The 23,172-nt window shown below is 72.9% G+C and carries 23 protein-coding genes and 1 pseudogene; 15 read left to right on the top strand and 9 right to left on the bottom strand.

Annotated elements, in window-relative coordinates; genetic code table 11:
- Positions 1-35 precede the first annotated feature (35 nt).
- The 4 genes from N798_RS03235 to N798_RS03220 all read left to right on the top strand — a co-directional run bounded on the left by N798_RS03235 (position 36) and on the right by N798_RS03220 (position 3,805).
- A complete protein-coding gene (locus N798_RS03235) occupies positions 36-347 on the top strand; it encodes a metal-sensitive transcriptional regulator (RefSeq protein ID WP_035946238.1) in 312 nt (103 codons plus the stop codon).
- A gap of 64 nt (positions 348-411) precedes the next feature.
- The gene (locus N798_RS03230; RefSeq protein ID WP_035946237.1) at positions 412-615 is read left to right on the top strand and encodes a heavy-metal-associated domain-containing protein; all 204 of its coding nucleotides are present in this window, start codon (positions 412-414) and stop codon (positions 613-615) included.
- Positions 612-1,556 (top strand): hypothetical protein, encoded by a 945-nt coding sequence (locus N798_RS03225; RefSeq protein WP_035946236.1) that lies wholly within the window; start codon positions 612-614, stop codon positions 1,554-1,556. The genes N798_RS03230 and N798_RS03225 overlap by 4 nt, the downstream gene beginning before the upstream one ends.
- 29 nt (positions 1,557-1,585) lie before the next feature.
- On the top strand, positions 1,586-3,805 hold the full coding sequence (locus N798_RS03220) for a heavy metal translocating P-type ATPase (protein WP_052116868.1): 2,220 nt from the start codon (positions 1,586-1,588) through the stop codon (positions 3,803-3,805).
- Positions 3,806-3,922: 117 nt separating this feature from the next.
- Here the strand turns inward: N798_RS03220 and N798_RS03215 are convergent, their stop codons facing one another.
- Positions 3,923-4,375 carry an SRPBCC family protein gene (locus N798_RS03215; RefSeq protein ID WP_035946234.1) on the bottom strand — a complete coding sequence of 151 codons (453 nt, stop codon included), beginning with the start codon at positions 4,373-4,375 and terminating at the stop codon, positions 3,923-3,925.
- Positions 4,376-4,464: 89 nt separating this feature from the next.
- Here N798_RS03215 and N798_RS03210 point away from each other — a divergent pair, with 89 nt between their 5' ends.
- From N798_RS03210 to N798_RS03200, 3 genes are all read left to right on the top strand, one after another.
- Positions 4,465-4,839 (top strand): GatB/YqeY domain-containing protein, encoded by a 375-nt coding sequence (locus N798_RS03210; protein ID WP_188450388.1) that lies wholly within the window; start codon positions 4,465-4,467, stop codon positions 4,837-4,839.
- A gap of 120 nt (positions 4,840-4,959) precedes the next feature.
- Positions 4,960-5,382 (top strand): hypothetical protein, encoded by a 423-nt coding sequence (locus N798_RS03205; RefSeq protein ID WP_156971589.1) that lies wholly within the window; start codon positions 4,960-4,962, stop codon positions 5,380-5,382.
- A 17-nt stretch (positions 5,383-5,399) separates the two neighbouring features.
- Entirely contained in the window at positions 5,400-6,764 is a 1,365-nt protein-coding gene (locus N798_RS03200) for a cryptochrome/photolyase family protein (protein ID WP_035946231.1), read from the top strand.
- Between the two features lie 29 nt (positions 6,765-6,793).
- On the opposite strand, the gene N798_RS03195 is transcribed toward N798_RS03200, so the two are convergent.
- From N798_RS03195 to N798_RS03175, 5 genes are all read right to left on the bottom strand, one after another.
- Positions 6,794-8,296: an MFS transporter gene (locus tag N798_RS03195; RefSeq protein ID WP_229708407.1), complete on the bottom strand. Its 1,503-nt coding sequence runs from the start codon at positions 8,294-8,296 to the stop codon at positions 6,794-6,796.
- Positions 8,297-8,419: 123 nt separating this feature from the next.
- Positions 8,420-10,393 carry a penicillin-binding transpeptidase domain-containing protein gene (locus tag N798_RS03190; RefSeq protein ID WP_052116859.1) on the bottom strand — a complete coding sequence of 658 codons (1,974 nt, stop codon included), beginning with the start codon at positions 10,391-10,393 and terminating at the stop codon, positions 8,420-8,422.
- Positions 10,394-10,624: 231 nt separating this feature from the next.
- A complete protein-coding gene (locus N798_RS03185; protein ID WP_035946230.1) occupies positions 10,625-10,948 on the bottom strand; it encodes a TraR/DksA family transcriptional regulator in 324 nt (107 codons plus the stop codon).
- A 47-nt stretch (positions 10,949-10,995) separates the two neighbouring features.
- Positions 10,996-11,589: a DedA family protein gene (locus tag N798_RS03180; protein ID WP_084100046.1), complete on the bottom strand. Its 594-nt coding sequence runs from the start codon at positions 11,587-11,589 to the stop codon at positions 10,996-10,998.
- 57 nt (positions 11,590-11,646) lie between these two features.
- On the bottom strand, positions 11,647-12,075 hold the full coding sequence (locus tag N798_RS03175; RefSeq protein WP_035946228.1) for a VOC family protein: 429 nt from the start codon (positions 12,073-12,075) through the stop codon (positions 11,647-11,649).
- A gap of 92 nt (positions 12,076-12,167) precedes the next feature.
- Here N798_RS03175 and N798_RS03170 point away from each other — a divergent pair, with 92 nt between their 5' ends.
- A complete protein-coding gene (locus tag N798_RS03170; protein WP_052116857.1) occupies positions 12,168-13,085 on the top strand; it encodes a helix-turn-helix domain-containing protein in 918 nt (305 codons plus the stop codon).
- An 84-nt stretch (positions 13,086-13,169) separates the two neighbouring features.
- A complete protein-coding gene (locus N798_RS03165) occupies positions 13,170-14,750 on the top strand; it encodes a S8 family peptidase (RefSeq protein WP_084100044.1) in 1,581 nt (526 codons plus the stop codon).
- An 89-nt stretch (positions 14,751-14,839) separates the two neighbouring features.
- Here the strand turns inward: N798_RS03165 and N798_RS03160 are convergent, their stop codons facing one another.
- On the bottom strand, positions 14,840-15,817 hold the full coding sequence (locus N798_RS03160) for a helix-turn-helix transcriptional regulator (protein WP_035946226.1): 978 nt from the start codon (positions 15,815-15,817) through the stop codon (positions 14,840-14,842).
- Between the two features lie 70 nt (positions 15,818-15,887).
- Between N798_RS03160 and N798_RS03155 the strand changes: the two genes are divergently transcribed.
- The 3 genes from N798_RS03155 to N798_RS18845 all read left to right on the top strand — a co-directional run bounded on the left by N798_RS03155 (position 15,888) and on the right by N798_RS18845 (position 18,017).
- Positions 15,888-16,460 (top strand): dienelactone hydrolase family protein, encoded by a 573-nt coding sequence (locus tag N798_RS03155; RefSeq protein WP_035946225.1) that lies wholly within the window; start codon positions 15,888-15,890, stop codon positions 16,458-16,460.
- An 80-nt stretch (positions 16,461-16,540) separates the two neighbouring features.
- Positions 16,541-17,437, top strand: coding sequence for a DinB family protein (locus N798_RS03150; RefSeq protein ID WP_052116866.1), 897 nt, complete (start codon positions 16,541-16,543; stop codon positions 17,435-17,437).
- A 241-nt stretch (positions 17,438-17,678) separates the two neighbouring features.
- Positions 17,679-18,017 carry a mycothiol transferase gene (locus tag N798_RS18845; protein ID WP_268234561.1) on the top strand — a complete coding sequence of 113 codons (339 nt, stop codon included), beginning with the start codon at positions 17,679-17,681 and terminating at the stop codon, positions 18,015-18,017.
- Between the two features lie 155 nt (positions 18,018-18,172).
- Here the strand turns inward: N798_RS18845 and N798_RS03140 are convergent, their stop codons facing one another.
- Positions 18,173-19,783 carry an HNH endonuclease signature motif containing protein gene (locus N798_RS03140; protein WP_229708408.1) on the bottom strand — a complete coding sequence of 537 codons (1,611 nt, stop codon included), beginning with the start codon at positions 19,781-19,783 and terminating at the stop codon, positions 18,173-18,175.
- 121 nt (positions 19,784-19,904) lie between these two features.
- Here N798_RS03140 and N798_RS03135 point away from each other — a divergent pair, with 121 nt between their 5' ends.
- Positions 19,905-21,107: a DUF2207 family protein gene (locus N798_RS03135; RefSeq protein ID WP_035946222.1), complete on the top strand. Its 1,203-nt coding sequence runs from the start codon at positions 19,905-19,907 to the stop codon at positions 21,105-21,107.
- 25 nt (positions 21,108-21,132) lie between these two features.
- Here N798_RS03135 and N798_RS03130 read toward each other — a convergent pair whose 3' ends face one another.
- Positions 21,133-21,621 (bottom strand): VOC family protein, encoded by a 489-nt coding sequence (locus N798_RS03130; RefSeq protein WP_035946221.1) that lies wholly within the window; start codon positions 21,619-21,621, stop codon positions 21,133-21,135.
- Between the two features lie 585 nt (positions 21,622-22,206).
- Here N798_RS03130 and N798_RS18955 point away from each other — a divergent pair.
- Positions 22,207-22,590: pseudogene (locus tag N798_RS18955) on the top strand (putative immunity protein); the annotation flags it as partial.
- 117 nt (positions 22,591-22,707) lie between these two features.
- Entirely contained in the window at positions 22,708-23,160 is a 453-nt protein-coding gene (arr, locus tag N798_RS18950) for an NAD(+)--rifampin ADP-ribosyltransferase (RefSeq protein ID WP_229708463.1), read from the top strand.
- Positions 23,161-23,172 lie beyond the last annotated feature (12 nt).

The raw sequence follows: 23,172 nt of genomic DNA, 5'->3' as shown, positions 1-23,172 counted from the left end.
GTGACAGATACCCAAGGGGGGTATAGTATCGAGCCATGACCGAGCACGTGGACCACCACCAGCACGCCTACATCGAGTCCGGCCACAAGGAGGACTACCTCAAGCGCCTCCGCCGGATCGAGGGTCAGGCGCGCGGCCTCCAGCGGATGGTCGAGGAGGAGAAGTACTGCATCGACATCCTCACGCAGGTCTCCGCGATGACGAAGGCGCTCCAGTCGGTCGCCCTCGGCCTGCTCGACCAGCACATGAGCCACTGCGTCGCCGACGCCGCGCGCAAGGGCGGCCCCGAGGCCGACGCCAAGCTCAAGGAGGCGAGCGACGCGATCGCCCGTCTCGTCAAGTCGTGACACGGAGTCCCGACCCCACCCCCTCCACGCGGCCACTGCCGCAGCCCCCGAGAAGGAGCACCCCATGAGCACCCAGACCTTCACCGTCACCGGCATGACCTGCGGCCACTGCGTCGCCTCCGTCACCGAGGAGGTGAGCGAGCTCGAGGGCGTGCAGAACGTCGACGTCGACCTCGCCACCGGGTCCGTCACCATCGAGAGCACCACGCCGCTCGAGGACGACGCCGTGCGCGCCGCCGTCGAGGAAGCCGGCTACCAGCTGGCATGAGCACGCCCGTGCGGGTCGTCGGGTTCGTCGTCGCCCTCGTGGCCGTGCTCGCCGTCAGCCTCACCGCCGGTCGGCTCGTCGGTCCCGTGGGTCCGGTCGGGGGCGCGGCTCCCGCCGAGGCGGCCGGTGGTCACGGCGCCGACGGGTCGGAGGGCCACGGCACCGACACTGGCTCCGCCGGCCACGAGGCGGAGCTCCCCGGCGGCCTCCAGGTGTCGCAGGACGGTTACTCGCTGCGCATCGACCCCGACCAGGTCGCCGCCGGTCCGCGCACCGACCTCCGCTTCCTCATCGAGGGCCCCGACGGCAAGCCGGTCACCTCCTACGACGTCGAGCACGAGAAGGAGCTGCACCTCATCGTCGTGCGTCGGGACTTCTCCGGGTTCCAGCACGTCCACCCGAACCGCGCCGCCGACGGCACGTGGAGCGTGCCGCTCGAGCTGACCCCCGGTGCATGGCGGGTCCTCGCCGACTTCGCCCCTCGCGGTCACGAGGCGATGACCCTCGGCGCCGACGTGTTCGTCCCCGGCAGCTACGTCGCCGCCCTGTCCCCCCGCGAGGACATCCGCACGTCCACGGTCGACGGCTACACCGTGACCCTCGCCGGGAACCTCGCACCGGGCACCGACTCCGACCTCACCCTCTCCGTGAGCCGCGAGGGCCGACCGGTCACCGACCTCGACCCCTACCTCGGCGCCTACGGCCACCTCGTCGCGCTGCGCACCGGCGACCTCGCCTACCTGCACGTCCACCCCGAGGGCAGCCCGGGCGACGGCTCGTCGACGCCCGGACCCGAGATCGGCTTCGGGGCGGCCGTGCCCACGAGCGGCACGTACCGCCTCTTCCTCGACTTCAAGCACGCCGGCGTCGTCCGCACGGCGGCCTTCACGGTGACCGCGGGCGAGCCCCTCGAACCCTGGAAGGAGGACCCGCTCCAGTGACGAACAGCGTCGACCTCGACATCACCGGCATGACCTGCGCCTCGTGCGCCAACCGCATCGAGCGCAAGCTCAACAAGCTCGACGGGGTCACGGCCACGGTCAACTACGCGACCGAGAAGGCGCGCGTCGAGTTCCCCGAGACCGTCTCACCCGAGCAGCTGCTCGAGACCGTCTCACAGGCCGGGTATGCCGCCAGCCTGCCTCCCGCTCCCGAGTCGCCGTCCGCCGTGGCAGGAGACGAGAGCGACGCGGACCCGACCCGACCCCTGCGGGACCGGCTCCTCGTGTCGACCGTCCTCTCGGTCCCGGTCGTGGCGCTGGCGATGGTGCCGGCCTGGCAGTTCACCTACTGGCAGTGGCTCTCGCTCGTCCTCGCCGCACCCGTCGTCGTCTGGGGCGGCTGGCCGTTCCACCGCGCGGCCTGGGTCAACCTGCGCCACGGCGCCACGACGATGGACACGCTCGTGTCGGTCGGCACGCTCGCGGCCTTCGGCTGGTCGCTCTACGCCCTCTTCCTCGGGACCGCCGGCACGACCGGGATGACCCACCCCTTCGAGCTCACCATCGAGAGGACCGACGGGAGCGGCAACATCTATCTCGAGGCCGCCGCCGGGGTGACCACCTTCCTCCTCGCCGGTCGCTACGCCGAGGCGCGGGCCAAGCGTCGCTCCGGCGCCGCCCTGCGCGCCCTCCTCCAGATGGGCGCCAAGGACGTCGCCGTGCTGCGCGACGGCCCCGATGGTCAGCGGACCGAGCACCGCATCCCCGTGGCCGACCTCGCCGTCGGCGACGAGTTCGTCGTGAGGCCCGGCGAGAAGGTCGCCACCGACGGCGTCGTGACGTCGGGCTCGTCGGCGATCGACGCATCCATGCTCACCGGCGAGTCGGTCCCCGTCGAGGTCGGGGTCGACGACGCCGTCGTCGGCGCCACCGTCAACTCGGGAGGGCGCATCGTCGTGCGCGCCACCCGGGTGGGCGGCGACACCCAGCTCGCGCAGATGGCCCGGCTCGTCGAGGACGCCCAGAACGGCAAGGCCGAGGTCCAGCGCCTCGCGGACCGGATCTCGGGGATCTTCGTCCCTGTCGTCATCGCGCTGGCCGTCGCCACGCTCGGCTACTGGCTCGGCAGCGGAGGCGGCTGGACGGCCGCCCTCACCGCGGCGATCTCGGTCCTCATCATCGCCTGCCCCTGCGCGCTCGGGCTCGCGACGCCGACCGCGCTCATGGTCGGCACGGGCCGCGGGGCGCAGCTCGGCATCCTCATCAAGGGCCCCGAGGTGCTCGAGTCCACCAGGCGCGTCGACACGGTCGTGCTCGACAAGACGGGCACCGTCACGACCGGTCGGATGTCGCTGCGCGAGGTCGTCCCCACTCCGGGCGAGGACGCCGACGAGGTGCTCCGGATCGCCACCCTCCTCGAGGACGGCTCGGACCACCCAGTCGCACGCGCCATCGTCGCCGCCGGCCGTGACGCCGGCATCGCCGCCGCCCCGGTCGAGGACTTCGCGAGCGTGGACGGACTCGGCGTGCAGGGCGTCGTCGAGGGCCGTGCCGTCGTCGTCGGGCGTCCCCGGCTGCTCGCCGACTGGTCCCTCGACCTCGGCCCCGAGCTCGAGGAGGCCCTCCGCGGGGCACTGGCCACCGGTGCGACGCCGGTCGCGATCGGCTGGGACGGCCGGGCGCGTGGCGTCCTCACCGTCGCCGACACCGTCAAGCCCACGTCGGCCCAGGCGATCTCACGGTTGCGCGAACTCGGCCTCACGCCGTGGCTGCTCACCGGTGACAACGCCGAGGCGGCACGGGCCGTGGCGGCCGAGGTGGGCATCGACGCCGACCACGTCGTCGCCGACGTCCTGCCTGCCGACAAGGTCGACGTCGTCCGCCGACTCCAGGACGAGGGCGCCGTCGTCGCCATGGTGGGTGACGGCGTCAACGACGCCGCCGCCCTCGCGACCGCCGACCTCGGCCTCGCGATGGGCACCGGCACCGACGTCGCCATCGAGGCGAGCGACCTCACGCTCGTCCGCGGGGACCTGCGCGTCGCCCCCGACGCCATCCGGCTCGCCCGGCGCACGCTGTCGACGATCAAGAGCAACCTCTTCTGGGCGTTCGGCTACAACGTCGCGGCGATCCCGCTCGCCGCAGCCGGGCTGCTCAACCCCATGCTCGCCGGCGGCGCCATGGCACTGTCGTCGGTGTTCGTCGTGACGAACAGCCTGCGGCTCAGGGGATTCCGCGCCGAGACCTGACCACACGGCATACCCGAGAGCCTTGGTCGTGGCGGGGGAATCCCGGTTGTGCCCGGTTGCAGCCGGGCACGACCGAGATTTCCGCGTCACCATCGGCCGGTTGCGACGCCGACCGCGTCAGGCGAGGGACTCGGCAAGGGTGGCGAGGCGGTCGAGCGACGCGCGGAGCTGCGGCTCCCCCGTCGCGCGGGCACGCGGCACACGCCGCTCGTCGGCGAGCTCGGTCCAGTCGTAGGTGTGCGTCACGCGGGAGGTGCGATCGTCGATCGGCTCGACCTCCCACCGCCACTCGTGACCGGCCGGCGGCCCACCGGCGTCGCCGGTGCGCCAGGCGATGCGTCGGCCCTCCTCGAAGTCGGTGACGAGGTTGTCGCGGTGGTTGCCCTTGGTCGTGCGCATCGCGAAGACCTCTCCGGCGGCGCTGATGCGGTCGCCGGCGATGACCTCGACGAGGTTGTCGTTGCCGTCCCACTCGGGCTGGCGGCGCGGGTCGGCGATGAGCTCGAAGACGGTGGCGGCGGGGGCGGCGATGTCCCTCGTGGCGCTGACGACGCGGTTCTCGGTCTCCATCGGGCCATCGAACCACGCCCCCTCCGTGTGGCGCCTGCGCCGAATGATCCCGGTGGCCGGGCCCACGACGCCCTGACACGATGAGCGCCATGAGCTCCGCCCTGCGAACGGCCCTGCGCTCCGCCCTCACCACCGCGATCCGGTCGCGTGACCGGGTCGCCGCGTCCGCCCTGCGCTCGGGACTCGCCGCGCTGGACAACGCCGGGGCCGTTCCCACCACGGAGGACGTGCCGCTCGATGGGGACTCCCCGATCGCCGGCGCGGCCGTCGGGCTCGGCGCGACGGAGGCCGCGCGGCGTGAGCTCACCGCAACGGACGAGCACGCCCTCGTCCGCGCCGAGGTCAGCGAGCGGCGCGAGGCCGCTGCCGAGGTCGAGGCGGCAGGGCGACCGGACCGCGCGGCGGACCTGCACCACGAGGCCGACGTCCTCGAGTCCGTGCTCGTCGAGGCCGGCGGCGCCTGACCGACCGTCGCGGCGATTCCGCGATTCCGCGATTTCGTGGGGTTTCCGACACCACCGCCGGCAGGCACGCTCGTGGAGCACCGGCCGCCGGGGCCGGTCTCGACCACGGGGAGAACCTTCATGCGCACTCGATTGCTCGGCGCCGCCGCCGCTGCCGCCCTCACCGCGGGGGTCGGCATCGCCTCTGCCGCGCCGGCCCAGGCGGCCGGCTTCTACACGATCAAGTCCGCCACCGTCGGCAAGTACCTCTCGACGAGCTCGTTCACCCACTTCGGTCTGGACTTCAAGCCCCAACCGGGGGTCACCTACCGCTACTGCGTGGTCGGTCGCGGGACCGGCACGGCCAACCTCCAGCCCACGGCGTTCGCGACGACCGCGACCTTCAGCAACAGCTCGCTGCTCGTCACGCGCTGCACGAAGTCCTGGCGGACCCCGAGCAACTACGGCTCGTGGATGGGCCCGGCCGCCAACAAGCTCAGCGGCAGCGTCTACATCTCCCGCGCCTATGTGCAGCGCTACACGACCAGCTCGGTGCCGGTCTGAGGTGACACGATCGGGGCATGACCTCGATCCTCTGGCTGCGCCGTGACCTGCGACGGAGCGACCACCCCGCCCTGCTCGCGGCCCGCGACGCCGCCGACGGCGACCTCGTCGTCGCGTTCGTCGTCGACCCCGCCCTCTGGGAGTCCGGCGGACCGGTCCGCAAGGCGTGGCTCGCCGCGACGCTCGAGGCCACCAACGAGGACTACGACGACGCCCTGACGCTGCTCTGGGGCGACCCGGTGACGGTCGTCCCCGAGCTCGCCGCGCGGGTCGGGGCGTCGTCGGTCCACGTCACCCGTGAGACGACGCCCTTCGGCCACCGCCGCGACACGGCCGTTGCCGACGCGCTCTCGGCCGCCGGTGTCGAGTGGGTCGAGACCGGCACCCCGTATGCCGTCGGGCCCGGTCTCGTGACCAACGGCAGCGGCGCTGCCTACAAGGTCTTCACCCCCTTCGCCAAGGCCTGGCGCTCCCACGGCTGGCCCGAGCCGGCCCCGCGGCCGAGCAGCCTGCCCCTGAGGAAGGCGCGCAACGACTCGAAGGCGACCGAGGCGCTGCGCGAGGCTCTCGCCGCACCCGACCTTCCCGAGATGCCGGGAGCGGGCGAGAAGGCCGCAGCCGCGCGCTGGCGCGGGTTCATCGACGACGCGCTGCCGGCATACAGGACCGACCGGGACCGGCCGGGCACCGACGGGACGTCGCGGATGTCGCCCTACCTCAAGCTGGGAGTGGTGCACCCGCGCACGCTGCTCGCCGACCTCGCGAGCCGGCGCGGGGCGGGCAAGGAGACCTATGTCGACGAGCTCGCGTGGCGTGAGTTCTATGCGGATGTGCTGTGGCACAACCCGTCCAGCGCGTGGAAGGACCTGCGCGACGCGCTCGGCGGCATGGCCTACGACGACGAGTCCGACGCCGTGGACGCGTGGCGCGAGGGGCGGACCGGCTACCCGATCGTCGACGCGGGGATGCGCCAGCTGCTCGCCGAGGGATGGATGCACAACCGGGTCCGGATGATCACGGCGAGCTTCCTCACCAAGGACCTGCACGTGTGGTGGCCGGTCGGGGCGCGGCACTTCCTCGACCACCTCGTCGACGGCGACATCGCCTCCAACAACCACGGGTGGCAGTGGGTGGCGGGGACGGGGACCGACGCCTCGCCCTACTTCCGGGTCTTCAACCCGGTGACGCAGGGCGAGAAGTTCGACCCCGACGGCGACTACGTGCGTCGGTGGGTGCCCGAGCTCGCTCACCTCAAGGGCAAGGCGGCACACCAGCCGTGGGAGCACGACGACGGCTACGAGCAGGGCTACCCCGAGCGCATCGTCGACCACGCCGAGGAGCGGCGCGAGGCGCTGCGGCGGCTCGAGGCGACGAAGGGCTAGTCGGCTCCTGCGCCCGAGGGCACACTCCGCTAGGCGGGTTCGGCGGCAGCCTTCGACCCCGACGTGGTGAGCGGGTCCTTGGCGGCGGCGTAGGCGTCACCGAGCTGCCGGTAGGGGCGCGAGGCGAAGGCGACGAGGACGGCCACGAGCATGATGAGGCTGGCGAGGACGAAGACGAGGGCGATGCCCCGGGCGTCACCGTCGCCGAGGAGCCAGCCGAACCGGTCGCGTCCGGCGTCGGTCTCCATGTAGGGGATGAGCCAGAACTGCGCGATCGGGCCGATGAGGAAGGCCGACACCGGGCTCGCCGCGGCCTCGACGCTCTGCGCGAAGCCGAAGACCCGCCCCTGGACGCGGAACGGGATGACCCGCTGGAGGATCGTCTGCTCGGCAGCCTCGGCGACGGGGATGATGCACATGAAGACGAGGATGCCGAGGGCATAGACCCACGAGGCCTCACGGATCGTGAAGAGCATCCCGAGCACCGCGACGCCGACGTTGGCGAGCAGGAGCGTGCGCAGCGGGCGCGGGCCGAGGCCGAACCTCGCGACGAGCCCGCCGCCGATCATGAAGCCGATGCTCGTGATGCCGAGGACGACGCCCCACGACTCGACCGAGAAGAGGGTGAGGCCGTAGGGGTCCATGAGCGCCATGAAGACGCCGCCGACGAGGTTGTTGAAGGTCGTGAAGACGATGAGGGCGACGAGCCCGGGCACGGTGCGGATCGCCGCGAGCGCACCCTTGACGTCCATGACGGGTGTGCGCTGCCCCTCCTCGGGCTCCGGTCGCCGCTCGGGGACCGGGACCGTGAGCAGGTGCGCGAGCGCCGCCGCCGTGAGCGCGATCGAGATGGCGAGGGTCCAGCCCATGCCGAGCAGGCCGATCGACAGGCCGCTGAAGACGCTCGTCACCATGAAGGCGAGCCCCTGGACGGTGCCGACGAGACCGTTGGCCTTGTCGCGGTCGTCCGAGGGCACGAGGAGCGTGACGGTGGTCGAGAGGGCGATGTTGCGCATGCTCTCGACGACCCCGCCGATGAGGATGACGGCGACGAAGACCCAGAAGACCGGGCCGTTCCAGTCGACGAGCCGCTGCGTCTCGAAGGCGAGGTAGAGCCCGCCGGCGACGGCGAACATCGCCAGCGGGATGAGTCCCGACGCGATCATCACGTGCTTCTTGAGGTGCCGGTCGACGACGGTGCCGAAGACCATGCCGAAGGCGGCGACGAGCAGCATGTAGGAGCCGCCGATGATTGACGACGCAAGGACCGACTTCGTCTCGAGGTAGGCCCAGAACGTCAGCGCGAACCAGAGGTAGCTCGTCGTGACGTTGGCGACGAGGGCGTTGGCGAGCAGCAGCCGGAACGCGCGCACCGTCTCGGGACCGCGCTCGACGCCGGGCAGGAGGTGCGCCTCGGCCTGGGGCGCACCGGGCAGGTCGGGTGCGTCCGCCTCGGGCTCGCTGCCGCCCGACGGCTCCGCCGCGTCGGTGCCACCGCGGGGCATGCCGCCGTCGTCGGGCAGGTCGGTCATGCGCCCACGCTAGAGGTCCGCCCCGACACCGTCACCCGACTTTGGCGCGCCGAACCCGGCCGCGGGCACCGGCCCGGCCACACGGCATACGGGAGGTGTTGCGGCGGCTACGTCGGGACGTCGTCAGGCGACAGCGCGCAGGAACGCCTCGAGCAGTGGGCCGGCCGTCGTCGCGCCGCCCTCACCCTCGGCCACGAGGACCGCCACGGCGAGGTCGCCCTGGATCCCGATCATCCACGCGTGCTCCTTGAGGGCACCGGCCTCGCCGAACTCGGCGGTGCCGGACTTCGCGAGCACGGGAGCGCCGGGCACGTCGGCGAGGAACCGGCCGCTGCCGGACTCGACGACGCCACGCATGAGCGTGCGCAGCTGCTCGGCCTCGGCCGCCGTCACCGGCGCGGCCGGTGCCTTGGGGGCTGTCGTCGCCGCCGGGCTGCCGGACCCCGACGCCGACGTGGACGGGGACGCCCCGCCCTCGTCACCCGAACCACCCGCCCCGGTCTCGACGAGCACGGGCGCCACCGGCTTGCCGGCCGCGATGGAGGCGGCGACGGTTGCCATGCCGAGCGGAGAGGCGAGCACCTTGGACTGGCCGATCATCGAGGCGGCCTCGTCGGTGCCGGGCTCGGGCTCGGGCACCGACCCGAGGAAGGCCGGGAGGCCGAGCGCCGGCTCGGCGGTGAGCCCGAGGCCGGCGGCGGCGGTGGGCAGGTCGGCCGGCTCGAGCTCCTCGCCGAGCCCGATGAAGGCGGTGTTGCACGAGTTCGCGAAGGCGGTGGCGAAGGGAACCGCGCCCAGGGCCGAGGTCGGGAAGCCGTCGACGTTCTTGAAGGTCCGCCCGTCGACCGTGGTCGTCGGTGGGCACTGCACCGTGGTCGTGGGCGTCACCCCGGAGCGAAGGAGGGCGAGCGTCGACACGGCCTTGAAGGTCGACCCCGGCGCGTAGCGGCCCTGCGTCGCGGTCGAGACGCCCTTGCTGCCCGGGCCGCTCGCGGCTGCGAGGACATGACCTGTCGAGGGGCGGATGGCGACGACGGCGGACGCGGGCCCGACCTTGGCGAGCACCTGCTCGGCCGCGTTCTGGGTGGCGATGTCGAGGGTGAGGGTGACCGGCGAGCCGGCCTCGGGCTCGGTCGAGAAGAGCGTGCGCCTCTCGGCGCCGCCGGAGGTGACGACGCTGAAGCCGGGAGTTCCGGAGAGCTGGCGGTCGTAGGCCGCCTGCACGCCGCCGATGCCGACGCGGTCACCGGCGACGATGCGGCCCTCCGACTTCTCGACGATCTCGGCGGTCGCATCGCCGACGACCCCGAGGATCGGACGGGCGAACGTCGACGTCGGGGCGAGGGGGATCCTTGCGGCCACGAGGAACGTGCCGGGGGCGTCGACCTCACGCGCCGCCTGCTCCTCCGAGCTGCCGACCCGGGCGGTGAGCGCCTCGACGAACGCCTGCGGGCCGGCCTTCTGCACCGAGGCGGCGAAGGTGTCGACGTCGACGCCGACGGCCTGGGCGAGCACCCGCGCCGACGTCACCGCCTCGGCGGGGGTGGCCTTGGTCTTGTCGACCCCGATGCGCACGACGTCGCGTGCCTCGACGATCGGCGCGCCACCGGCGCCGAGCACCTGGGCGCGCTCGGGCTGGGTGCGGGTCGTGCGAAGCGTCTCGCCCTCGGCGAGGTCCGGGGCGACGACGGCGGGGTCCCACACACCGGCCCACTCCCCGTCGGCCTTGGCGAGCTCCAGGGGCGTCTCGTAGGTCCACGTCTCGTCGGCGCCCGGCAGGGTCCACGTGTGGGCGAGCGTCGCCCGCGCGGAGCCGTCCTCGGGGTCGGTGACCGAGCGGACGTTCACCTCGTGGGTGGCCCCGCGCATCCCACGGACGATCGGCTCGAGCTCGGGCGTGCCACCCTCGCCGTCCCGCATCGCGCCCGAGTCGCCGAACCCACCGCGCGACAGGCCCTCGGCCACGAGCTCGGCGGCGGCGCGAGCTGCGCTGCCCTCACGGTCGCGCCACCAGACGATCCCACCGGCCGCGGCCGCGACGAGCGCGAGCACCACGACAACGATCCCGACCTTGACTCCCCACCCACGCGAGCGCACTGCACAACCCCTCGTCGATCCGAACACGGTCCCGCCGCGGCCCGGATGCCGGTCACGGCGACCCCGTCACTCTGTCATCAGGTCCTGCGAGCGGTCGCGCCGAGACCCGCCACCGGCGCCGATCTCCACCAGTTCTTCACCTCGACCACCGACAACCCTCAGGCGGCAGCGCCATCCACACCACCCGTATGCCGTCAGCCACGGGCGTGGCGGTGGCTGGCACCGGAGCACTCAGCTGTCGGCGACGCAGCGAACCGCCCAGGGTCGCGCCTCGAGGCGCTCGTCCCCGATCGGCCGGCCGCAGACCTCGCACGTGCCATAGGTGCCGTCGTCGATCCGCGCCAGCGCCGTCCTCACCTGGGCGAGGGTGGCGAGCAGCCGCTCCTGCACCGAGACCGAGGTCAGCCGGTCGACCGCGATCGACGTGCCCTCGCCGATGCGCTTGCCGAAGGAGATCGAGCCGGACTCGCCGAGCGGCCGGGTCACGGTGGCGAGCTCGTCGAGCAGCGACTGCTCCTTGGCACGCAGCACATCGGCTGCCGTGGAGGTGTCCATCGACCGACTTTAGGCGGGATTGCGCCGGGCGGCCGCGGACGACGACGTCAGGCGGGTGCGAACCGCCGGGAGACCCGCTCGACGACGAAGGCGACGACGAGCGCCAGCCCCGCCCCGAGCGCCCCTGCGAGCAGCGCGTTGTCCTCGACCCACCGCCCCGCGAGGATGCCGAGGCCCACCGACCACGCCGACCACAGACCGGTTGCGAGGACGGCATACGAGGCGAAGCGAGGGTGTGAGTAGCCGGTCGCGCCGGCCATGAGGTTGACCGCCGCCCGCCCGACGGGGATCCACCGTCCGACGACGACGATGAGGGCGCCCCGCGTGTCGAACCCTCGTCGCGCCCAGTCCATCGCCCGCGTGCCGCGGTCGGTGCGCCGGACGAGCCGGTCGACGCCGGTCCGGTCGCCGAGGAGGTAGGCGAGGTTGTCACCGACCCACGCTCCGGCCCACGCGACGAGCAGCAGCGGCAGCCAGTGCGGAGCGCCGGTCGAGGCACCGATGGCGGCCAGCGCGACGAGCACGCCCTCGCTCGGCAGCGGCGGGACGATGCCGTCGACGGCGAAGTAGACGAAGAGCGCGGGCAGGAGCCAGCCGGCACTCGCGTGCGTCTCGAGGAACGCGTTGACCGAGTCCAGCATCAGGTCAGTCTGACGGCACGGGCCACCCCGGCGGTCTGGCGGGGGGCGTCCGCTGGCTCAGAACCCCCCGTGAGTGCCGACGAAGAGGCAGAACGTGTGGCCGGCCGGGTCGGCCAGGACGTAGAGCGGCTCCTCCTCGTCGTCGCTGCGGTCGAGCCGCAGCTCAGCGCCCAGCCGCAATGCCTCGTCCTTGTGTCGCTCGAGCTCCTCGACGGACTCGACGAGGTAGTCGATGTGCAGCTGCTGCGGCACGTCGTGGTCGGGCCACGTCGTGGCGCGGTGCTCGGGCTCCTCCTGGATGGCGAGCTGCCGGGTGCCGTCGGGCTGCGTGAGGACGAGCCAGTCGGCGTCGTCGGGGCTGCCGTCGGTCGGCGGCTCGTCACCGGCGCGGTAGACGAGCCCGAGCAGCTGGCGATAGAACTCGGCGAGCTCTCGCGGACGCTTCGTGTCGAGGACGGTGTGCACGTATGCCGGATGCTTGCCCATGCCCCCACCTCACCCTCGATGGCCCGCAGAGGCAAGAGGGCCGGGGCCTCCTCGACGAGCGCGCCGACCGCGGAGATGGTTGAGTGGTTCGGATGTCCGACCCGGCCGGAACCTTCGCGGACACGCTGCGGCGCGCCATCGAGCAGCGTGGGCTCAGCCTCGACCGGATCCAGGCGCGCCTCGACGAGCGCGGGGCAGCGGTGAGCGTCGCCACCCTGAGCTACTGGAAGTCCGGCCGCAGCGAGCCGGGTCGGCGCTCCTCGCTCACCACGCTCGCCCACCTCGAGGAGGTCCTCGAGCTCCGGCGCGGAGAGCTCGTCGGGGTGCTCCCGCGCGCTCGTGAGCGCAGCCGGCGGACCCGGGTCCCCGGGCTCGACACCCTGTGGGAGCAGGACTGCGCCACCGCGGTCCTTGCCCTGCTCGACACCCAGTGGGACACCGAGCTCGACCGGGTCATGCTGCACGACCGCTTGCTCGTGGGCGCCGACCGGCGGACGACGAGCCTCACCGTCCGCCAGGCGATGCGCGCCCGCTGCGACGGGCCGGACCGGCGCGTGCTCCTGCACCAGCAGGACGACCCGACCGTGCCCCTGCCCCGCCTCACGGTCGTCCGCGGCGCTCGCCTCGGCCGGCTCGAGGTCGCGCCCGAGGGCGGCGTCGTCGGCGCCGAGCTGCACTTCTGCCAGCCGCTGCGGCGCGGTGAGACCGTCATCGTCGAGTACGAGCTCGACTGGGGCGGCGTCGGCCCCTACGAGGTCGAGTACACCCGCAGGCTGCGCACCCCGTTGCGAGAGCTCCTGCTCGAGGTGGAGTTCCACCGCGACGCGCGCCCCGAGTCCGTGACGGCGTTCACGCACGAGCGGGAGGCACTCGTCGGTCTCGACCTCGAGCACCGGGCGACGGTGGTGCACGCCGACAACACCCCCGGCACGACCGGGCTGCGCTGGTCCTGGCCGGACGAGGCGCCCGTGTCCACCGGCTCGGCACAGCCGTCGCTCGGCCCGAGTTAACTGTTAACCCCCTCGCAACCCTTCCTGCGACCATCGACCGGCTGTCAGGGTCGTCGCGTCCACCCCATCGGAAGGATTGACGAGATGCACCAGACAACGACACGACTCGGGCTCGCCCTCGCCGCAACGCTTTTCGGCAGCGCCATGGCCGTCCCGAACGCCACGGGCGCAACCTCGCCCGGCCCGGAGCAACGCAGTGCGGCCCGCGCCGCAGCCGTGCCGGACGACCAGCCGGCCCCGGTTCGGGGCACGGCGTCCGACGGCCGCTACATCGTCGTCCTCGAGAAGGACTCGAGCCGGGCCAGCATGCGCAGCGCAGAGGCGCAGGCCCGCAACGACGGGGCGACCGTCACCCACCGCTACGGCGCCGCGCTCGACGGCTTCGCCGCGAAGCTCAGCGCGAAGGCGCTCGAGGGCCTGCGCCACAACCCGAACGTCGCCTTCATCGAGGCCGACCAGCCGGTCCGCGCCAGCGAGACCCAGTCCCCCGCGACGTGGGGCATCGACCGCATCGACCAGCGCACCCTCCCGCTGAGCAACTCGTACACCTTCACCCAGTCTGGTGCGGGCGTCACGGCATACATCATCGACACCGGCATCCGGAACGCTCACGCGGAGTTCAGCGGCCGTGCGACGTCGGGCTACAGCGCGATCTCCGACGGTCGGGGCACGGACGACTGCAACGGCCACGGCACCCACGTCGCCGGCACCGTCGGTGGCGAGACCTACGGCGTGGCGCAGGACGTGCGGCTCGTCGCTGTCCGCGTCCTCGACTGCCAGGGCAGCGGCTCGAACGCAGGCGTCATCGCCGGCGTCGACTGGGTGACCCAGAACCACACCGCCGGCGCCCCGGCGGTCGCCAACATGAGCCTCGGCGGCGGCGTGTCCAGCGCGCTCGACACGGCCGTGAGCAACTCCATCGCCGACGGCGTGACCTACGCGCTGGCGGCCGGCAACGACTCCGGCGCGAACGCCTGCAACGGCTCGCCAGGTCGCGTCGCGGCCGGCCTCACGATCGGCAGCACCACCAACACCGACGCCCGCTCGAGCTTCAGCAACATCGGCTCCTGCCTCGACCTCTTCGCGCCGGGCTCCAACATCACGTCCGCCTGGCACACCGGCAACACCGCGACCAACACCATCAGCGGCACGTCGATGGCGACGCCGCACGTGGCGGGTGCTGCTGCGCTCCTGCTGCAGGCGACCCCGAGCGCCTCGCCCGCGACCATCGCGAGCACGCTCATCGCGAACTCGACGACCGGCCGGGTCACCAACCCCGGCACCGGCTCGCCGAACCGCCTCCTCTTCACCGGCACGGGCACCACCAACCCCGACCCCGACCCCCAGCCGACGACCTGCTCGACGATGCCCGAGAAGGAGACCGGGTCGCTCACCTCGGGCGGCACGGCCTACCACCCGGGTGCCAACGACGAGTACTACGCGACGTCCGGCACGCACGTCGGCTGCATCAGCGGGCCCACCGGCGCCGACTTCGACCTCTACCTCGAGAAGTGGAACGGCTCGAGCTGGGTCGTCGTCGCCAGCGGACTCGGTGCCACCTCCGAGGAGCGGGTGAGCTACACCGGCACCTCCGGCTACTACTCGTGGCGGGTCAGGGCCTACTCGGGCTCCGGCTCCTACACCTTCGGGCTCGACCGCCCCTGACGGGCACACGGACGGGCAGCCGGAAGGGCACCCGGACGGCGGCTGCCCGAGGCCTGACCCGGCTCGCCGGCTGACGACCTTCGACTTCCTCAGCCGGAGGCGGCGATCATCCGCTCCCCCAGGGCACGCACCGCCGCACGGACCTCGTCTCCCCGCTCGACGCGAAAGGCGCCGGGCAGGGAGGCGAGGTCCGCGGCATACGAGGTGGGGTTGCTCGTGCTGCCGACGAGGCGGCACGTCGTCTCGGTCACCGGGTCGACGCGGCCCATCGTCGTGGGGATGCACCGCTCGACGAGGTCGGCGGGTGCGTCGACGGCGACCTCGACGGGGTGGTCCCAGCCCTCGCCGAGGTGGCGCACGAGGGCGTCGACGGGGTCGAGGTCCGGTGGCGGGGTGAAGGTCCCGTCGAGGAGGACCACCCGGCTCACGCGGTCGATCCGGTAGGCGCGGGTGGCGTCCGACGTGAGCGAGTGGCAGAGGAGGTACCACCGGCTGTGCCGCACGACCACCGCCCACGGCTGCACGTCGAGGACGAGCTCGCGCCCGGTCTCGGTGCGGTAGTCGACGCGGACCTCGCGCCCGTCCGCGCAGGCCCGGACGAGGGTCGCCGTCGGGCCCGGGGCCGGCCGCGCGTCGGCGCGGTCGGGGACGGGCGCGGCGACGCGGCGCACCGTGTCGGCCTGTGCCGCAACGGATTCGGGCAGCGTGCGCAGGATCTTGGCGATGCCGCTGCCCACGGGGTCGTCGGTGTCGTCGGGGTCGTGGTGCCCGTCGAGGACGGCCATGACGAGGCCGAGAGCCTCGGCCGAGGTGAAGACGACCGGAGACGGCCGCAGTCCGCGCCCCGGCCGGTAGCCACCCGCTGGACCGCTCACCGACGAGATGGGTATGCCGGCCTCGCGCAGCGTCGCGACGTAGCGCCGGGCAGCCCGGGGCGTGACCCCGAGGCGGTCGCCCAGCCGGTCGGCGGTGATGCCCGGCTGGCCCTGGATGAGCTCGAGTGCCCGCAGTGCACGAGCGGTCGGGCTCGCGTCGACGAGGTCGGCGTCGAAGGTCGTGGACGGCATACGGCGAAGTTTTTCGCATCCGCGTCCGTTGCGGAAGCCTTCCGTCCGCAATCCGTCCTACGTTGGCGCCATGACCGACATCGTTCTCTTCCACCACATCCAGGGCCTCACCCCCGGCGTCGTCGCCTTCGCCGACGCGCTGCGCGGGGTCGGCCACACCGTCCACACGCCCGACCTCTTCGAGGGGCGGACCTTCGGGTCGATCGACGAGGGCGCGGAGTACTGCGGCAGCGTGGGCTTCGGTGAGGTGCGGGCGCGCGGGGTGCGCTCCGTCGCCGATCTCCCGACCGCGGTCGTGTATGCCGGTTTCTCCCTCGGCGTCATGCCGGCCCAGCAGCTGCTCGAGACCCGGCCGGGGGCGCTGGGCGGGCTGTTCTACCACGGGTTCGCGGACCCGGCGGAGTTCGGGACGTGGCCCTCGGGGGTGCCGGTGCAGATCCACGCGATGGACAAGGACCCGTTCTTCGTCGACGAGGGCGACATCGACGTGGCGCGGCCGTTCGTCGGGTCCACGCCCGGCGCCCAGATGTTCCTCTACCCGGGCGACGGCCACCTCTTCGCCGACAGCTCGCTCGACGGCTACGACGAGGGCGCGACCCGGCTCGTGCTGGAGCGGTCGATCGAGTTCCTGAGGACGCTGTGAACACAGGGGACCCTGCTTCCGCCGACGTCCCGGCAGTCTCGGGGGTCGGCTCGGAAGCGGGCCCGGTCGGTGTGGACGGCGTGCGCGAGTTCCGCGACGAGCAGCTGCTCGGCGCGGTCCTCGACCACGTCGACCTCAGCGGGTCGTCGTGGAACCGCGTCGACCTCACCGGCTCGACGATGCGGTCGGTCGACCTCAGCAAGGTCGACCTGCGCAACGTCGCGCTCGAGCAGGTCCGGGTTCGCGGGGCCTACCTCACCGGCGTCGAGATCTGGGGCGAGGTCGAGGGGCTCACCGTCAACGGCGTCGACGTCGGACCGCTCGTCGAGGCCGAGCTCGACCGTCTCCACCCAGAGCGCGCGGCGCTTCACCCGGTCGACCCCGACGGCTACCGCGCCGCGTGGGAGACCCTGGACGGCCTGTGGGTCGGGACGGTCGAGCGTGCCCGCCGGCTGGCCGAGTCCGACCCCGAGCTCCTGCACGAGAGCGTCGAGGGCGAGTGGTCCTTCGTCCAGACGCTGCGGCACCTGCCCTTCGCGACGAGCTCGTGGCTGAGCCGCGCCATCCTGGGCGACCCCTCGCCGTGGCACCCGCTCGAGCTGCCGTGGGACGAGATGCGGCCGACACCCGGAGTGCCGCAGGACCGCGCCGCCCGGCCGACGCTCGACGAGGTCCTCGAGCTGCGGCGCGACCGGTTCGAGAGGGTCCGGGCGTACCTCGCCGACCTCACCGACGAGCGGCTCGCCGCGATGACGGACCCGGTCGACGGAGTCGGCTGGCCGCCGGCCGGTGAGAGCTTCCCCGTTCGGGAGTGCCTCGACACGCTCCTCAACGAGGAGTGGTGGCACCGCCAGTTCGCCGAACGCGACCTCGCGGTCCTCGAGTCGCGCGTCGCGGCGGGCGCTGGCGCGACGACCGCCGAGGACGGGGGCGGCCGGCATACGGGCGCGTCTCCCGGTGGCGAGGAGAGGTCATGACCGACCCGGTTCCGGGCAGCGAGGAGACACCGTGGGAGCCGCCGCTGAGCGGGAGCGAGGCCGAGCACGTGCTCGGGGCGCTCGACCGGCTGCGGTGGACCTTCCGGTGGAAAGCGGACGGGCTCGACGCCGCCGGGCTCGCGGCCACGCTCGGCCCGTCGACGCTCTCGCTCGGCGCGCTGCTCAAGCACCTCGCCGTCCAGGAAGACTTGCGTTCTTCGTCAAGCTCGCGGGGAGGGAGATGCCGCCGGACTGGGACGACAACCGGTGGGACGAGGACGAGAACTGGGACCTCACGCTCACGCCAGATGACACGGTCGAGTCGCTCTACCGGCGCTACGACGCTGCGGTCGAACGCTCGCGCGCCACGCTCGACCGGCTCGTCGCGCAGGGCGGGCTCGACCAGCCGATCGCCCGCACGGGTCCCGACGGAGAGCAGGTGAGCCTGCGACGGCTCGTGCTTGACCACGCCGAGGAGTACGGCCGCCACACCGGGCATGCCGACCTGCTGCGCGAAGCGGTCGACGGTCGCGTCGGCGAGGACCCGCCGCCGGGTTGGCGCCCGCAGTCGGGCACCTGAGCGACGCTGGCGCGTAGGCGGCCTTGGGTGCGGCGGGCGGCGGTGCGGCAGCGCGACGGTCCTACAGGGACGGACTCAGAAGGGGATGACGTCGGGGCGGGGTGCCGGTGGTGGTGGCGGTTCGTAGGCGCGTTGCGGCCAGACCCAGTCCGGGTCTAACGGTGTCGTGCTGGGCTCGTGTGCGTCGAAGGTGAGGTGCCGGCTGGGGCCTGGTCGGTGGCGCCGGTGTCGGGCCTCTCGGGTGTGGTGGTCGGCGAGGAGCTCGGCGAGGTCCTCGTCGAGGAGGCTGAGGTCGATGTGCCGTCGCGGCACGGACGAACCCTGATGCGTGCCGAAGTGCTCGGACGCCGCCGTGTGTGCAGGGGTGGTGGCTGCGAGGTGGAGGTGGTCGACCGGGTGGTGTTGGAGGTGCGGCCGGTGGGGTCGGTCCAGGTGATGGTGGCGTCGGGGTGCAGGCGCAGGGTCCAGCCGTCGCGTTGCTTGATGCGGTGGTGGCGTCGGCACAAGCAGATGAGGTTGGTGGTGGAGGTGGGTCCGGTCGGCCAGGGTCTGACGTGGTCGAGGTCGCACTGGCGGGCTGGGGTGGAGCATCCGGGGAACCGGCAGGACCCGTCCCGAAGCCGGACGAACCTGACCATGGCTGCGGGGATGCGGTAGGTCGTGCACGCTGGGGCGCCGCTGTCGTCGGTCAAGGCGATGGGGGCGGTGCGGGTGAGGTCGCGGCCGGGGGCCAGTCCGGCGGGGACATGCCCGCCGACCAGTGCCCCGGTCCCGCGGTCACACACCAGCCCCGAACGTGCATGAGGACGAATCCGTCCGTCCGCCGGGCCATTGGCCGGGCCGACCGCGTCCGCCGGGACGAAGGCCGTGCCCGGGGCTCCGAACCCGCCGACCTCCACCCAGTCCTCGTTGGCTGCGCGTGGGCGAGCAGCCGGGTTCCCGCGGAGACCCGCCGCCTGCTCGGGTTGGGCGTCTGCGGTGTCGGCGGCGCGGGTGGTGTGGACGACGACCCTGACGTCGCTGTGCTCGAGGATGAGCCGCATCATCGCGTCGGAGCGGGCCTGGGCGAGGGAGTCGGCGACGCCTTCGCGCACGAGCCGGCGGGCGAGCTCGGTGACCGCTGCCCATGCGGGCCGGGACTGCTCGACGAGGACGTCGCCGCGCCAGGTGTCGACGCCGTGCTCGCCGGTGACGCGGGTCAGGGCCCGGCGTGCCCGGACCCGGTCGGCCTCGGCGGCGACGCTCCCGGGGAAGAACCGGGCCACGGTGCGCGCGGCGAGCCGTCGCAGCGGGCCGACGGTGACCCCGGCCCAGTGTGGCGCCAACGCGTCGACCACCGCGGCGGCGTCGCCGGCGTCGAGGAACTCGGTCTCGTCGGTGACGACGGCCGCCCGGCGCAGGTCGAGCACCCCCGCGGCCATCGCGTCGACCAGCGCCGGCGTGCGGGTCAGCTGACGCACCGCGTCCTCGACGCGGGTCGTGGCGACGTGCACCGACACCCCCAGACGCGACGCCGCGAGCTCGGGCGCGTCGAGCCGCTGATGCCCCAGCCCGCGGTGGACCTCGACGGTCGTGCCGTCCTCCTGCCGCACCGGCTCGGTCGCCGACAGGTGCGCCAGCGCCACCGCCTGCCGCGCGTGGGCGGCGTCGATCTCACGCTGGGCGTCCTCGACGACATCGAGGAGCTCCTCGGAGGTGAGGGAGGCAGCGGCCGCGAGCAGGCCGGCATACCGGTCCTGCCCGCTCACCGCGCTACTCGTCGTCATGCGTCCATCATACTCGAACACGCGTTCGATATGGAGAGTTGTCCACAACGAATTTCCCTGCGGCACAGGTCAACTCACCGACCGCCGTCTCAGAGCGCCAGACGTCAACTACCGTGGCGGCGTGCTCGCTGACCTCACCGTCCTCGAGGTCCTCGGCGGCCTCATCCCGCTCCTCGTCGCAGTCCTCACGCTCGCCCACTTCCGCTGGCATCGCCGCGACGAGGTCTACACCCAGGTGACGCCGGGCGAGGTCCCTGCCCTGGGCTCCGGCGACGCGACGGCACGCGTCCGGCCCGGCGTCGAATGGGCCGGCTCGGTCGCACCGAGGTTCCACGCCCCCGACGCATCGACGCCGGCTCTCTCAGGTGCAGTCGTCGACGGAGTCGTCCACGGGCGCGACCTCACCGCCACCCTCGTCGACCTCGCCCTGCGCGGCGTCGTCGACCTGCGGCAGGAGGGTGACGACTGGCGCGTCACCCGCACCGACACGGCCGTGGAGCTCGCGGCGCACGAGCGCGCCATGCTCTCCGCTGTCCTCGGTGGGGCCTCCTCGGTCCGGCTCGGCGAGCTGCGCCGCGCCGAGGTCGCGCAGCGCTGGCGCGAGGCCGAGATCGCGGTCTATCGCGCCGTCGTCGACCGCGGCTGGTACGCGAAGCACCCACGCTCCCGCAACGGGTGGCTCGCCGCACTCGGCCTCCTGCTCGTCCTCGGCGCGGTTGTCGCCGGGATCGCGTCGGGCGTCGCCGACGACCACTGGCGCTGGGTGCCCCTCGGCGCCGGACTCGGCCTGGGTGGGGCCCTTCTCATGCGGCTCGGCCGCGGCCGCACACCGCGCACCGCCGCGGGTTCGGCTGCGCGGATCCAGGCCCTCGGCTACGAGAAGTACCTCGCCACCGCCGAGGCCAACCAGCTGCGCCGCGAGGAGCTCGCCGGTGAGGTGCGCTCGATGCTTCCGTATGCCGTCGCCTTCGGCGTCGCACCGCACGTCGCCTCCGTCCTCGGTGAGGCCCTGCGGGCGGCACGGTTGGCCGAGGGCGCCGAGAACGCACTGGCCCTGGCCGTCGACGCCGCGCTCGACCCCGGTGTCTTCCACCTCGTCTCGGGTCTCGTCGACCTCGGCGGCGCGTTCGACCTGGCGGACGTCTCCGGCCTCGGGGACGTCTCGGACCTCGGGGACGTCTCGCCGGACGACGCCTTCTCGACACTCGTGGAGGGGTTCGAGGGACTGGGGTCGGCGCTGTCGTCGTTCGCCGGCAGCATCGGCGACCTCGTGCCCGACGGGGACGTGCTCGACGGGTGCGACGTCGGGTGCATCGACTTCTGACGGCTGTCGTGCGGAGCGCCGACGATCAGCCCTCGGACGTCTCCCCCGCCTCGTCGAGCCGCTGCGCCAACGCGACGATGATGCCGTCGGGACCGCGCACGTAGGTCATCCGCCAGACGTCCTCCCACTCGCCGATCCCGCCGACGAGCCCGTAGCCCGCGTCAGCGAGCCGGTCGACGACGGCGTGGAGGTCGTCGACCTGGAAGGCGATGTTGCGCAGCCCGACCTCGGTCGACATGTTGTGCGGGGATCCCGGCTCGTGGTCCGGGTGGACGAAGCTCGACAGCTCGAGCTTGGTGCGGCCACCGTCTCGGCCCGCCGCACCGCCCTCGGGGAGGAAGAGTGTCGCGATCTCGGAGCGCGACCCGGGGATGCCGATGACGACGTCCACGAACTCGCCCTCCATGAACATGCGCCCCTCGAGCTCGAACCCGAGGCTGACGAAGAAGTCGAGCGCGACGTCGAGGTCCGACACGGTGAGGCCGACATGGTCGAAGTGCGTGATGCGTGCCATCGACCCAGTCTGGACCCGGACCGCGAGCGCCGGCGGGTGATCACGTGGGCTGAGGGCGGGCGCGCAGGCGGGCGCGCGAAGATCCGCGCAGTCGGCGGCTAGAACCTCTCGACCCACTGCGCCCGCCACTCCGGCGGCTCGAAGGGCTCGCTCCAATAGGCCGTCTCCTTGCGGATTCGCCCGTCATCGAGCTCGAAGACGAAGACCGTCTCGTAGACGGGTCCGCCGTAGTCGAGTGAGGCCTCGGCGACGACGAGGTCGCCGGAGCTCGTGAGCCGGCGCGGGTGATCGTCGGCAGCTGCGGGAACGCGCCATAGATCGCCCGACGGTTCTCCGCGCCCCTCACGCGCTCGCGCGACTGCGGCCAGTCCATCGTCGCGTCGTCGTGGAAGAGCTCGTCCATCACCTCGACCTTCCGGTCGTTGATGCAGGCGATGAGCCGCTCGATGACTGCCTCGTTGGGGTTTGCCATGTGCACCTCGCGTGGGACTCGGCCCCGGACTCGAGGATAGGACCGGTGCCGCTGCGCCGGAGGCGGTTTCGCCCGAGTCACGCCCGCGCGCGGGAGGTGCGAGACTCGATGGGATGCGAACCGCGTCCGCGGACTTCGAGCTCACCACCGAGGAGCTCCGGACCGTCGTCGCGTATGCCGTCGCGTGCGCCGAGCCGGCCCTCTTCCTCTTCGAGCGCGATCGCCCCGACGACCCGCGTCCCTCCGCCGCGCTCGACACGGCCCGGCTCTTCGTCGACGGCGCTCCACGGTCGAGGCTCCAGCGCACAGCCGCCACAGCAGCCCACCGCGCCGCGAAGGAGACGCGAGACGAGGCCGCGGGGCACGCGGCGACGGCTGCGGGCGACGCGTGCGCCGCGGCATACCTCCATCCCCTGGCGAAGGCCACGCAGGTGCGCCACATCCTCGGCGCGGCCGCGCACGCGGCCCGGGCAGGCGAGGTCGCACGCGGCGACGACGCGGTGGTCGGCGAGTACCTCCTCGTCGCGTCGCAGAAGCGGGCCACACCCGAGCTCGTCGAGATCCTCTCGCGCTACCCCCGGGCACCGGAGGGACGCGGCCGCGTGGCCGTCCTCATGCGACGGCTCGACAGCCTGCTGCGCGACCCACCGCCGACGCCGAGGACCGTCGACGACCCCGGCCCGTTCTTCCACGGCACCCGGGCGGACCTGCGTCCCGGCGACCTGCTCACGCCCGGCTGGGGCACGAACTACGGCTCGGGCAAGGCCTCGCGCAACATCTACCTCACGGCGTCACAGGACGGCGCCCCGCTCGCCGCGGCCCTGGCACTCGGCGACGGTCCGCCGCGGGTCTACCGGGTCGAGCCGGTCGGGACGATCGAGGACGACCCCAACGTCACCGACAAGCGCTTCCCCGGCAACCCGACCCGCTCCTACCGCACCAAGGAGCCGCTTCGCGTCGTCGAGGAGGTCACCGGCCTGACCTTCCCGCCGGACGAGACCGTGCGGCACATGCGGGCGCGGATGGCCGAGCTGCGCGAGCTCGGCGTCGAGGCGATGGACGACTGACCGGCGTGGCAT

Origin of the sequence: Knoellia flava TL1 (genome assembly GCF_000768675.1) — a bacterium.
In the GTDB taxonomy this organism is placed as follows: Bacteria; Actinomycetota; Actinomycetes; order Actinomycetales; family Dermatophilaceae; genus Knoellia; species Knoellia flava.
Note: the sequence above shows the minus strand (reverse complement) of the source record. Positions and strands in the feature narration are given on the sequence as shown.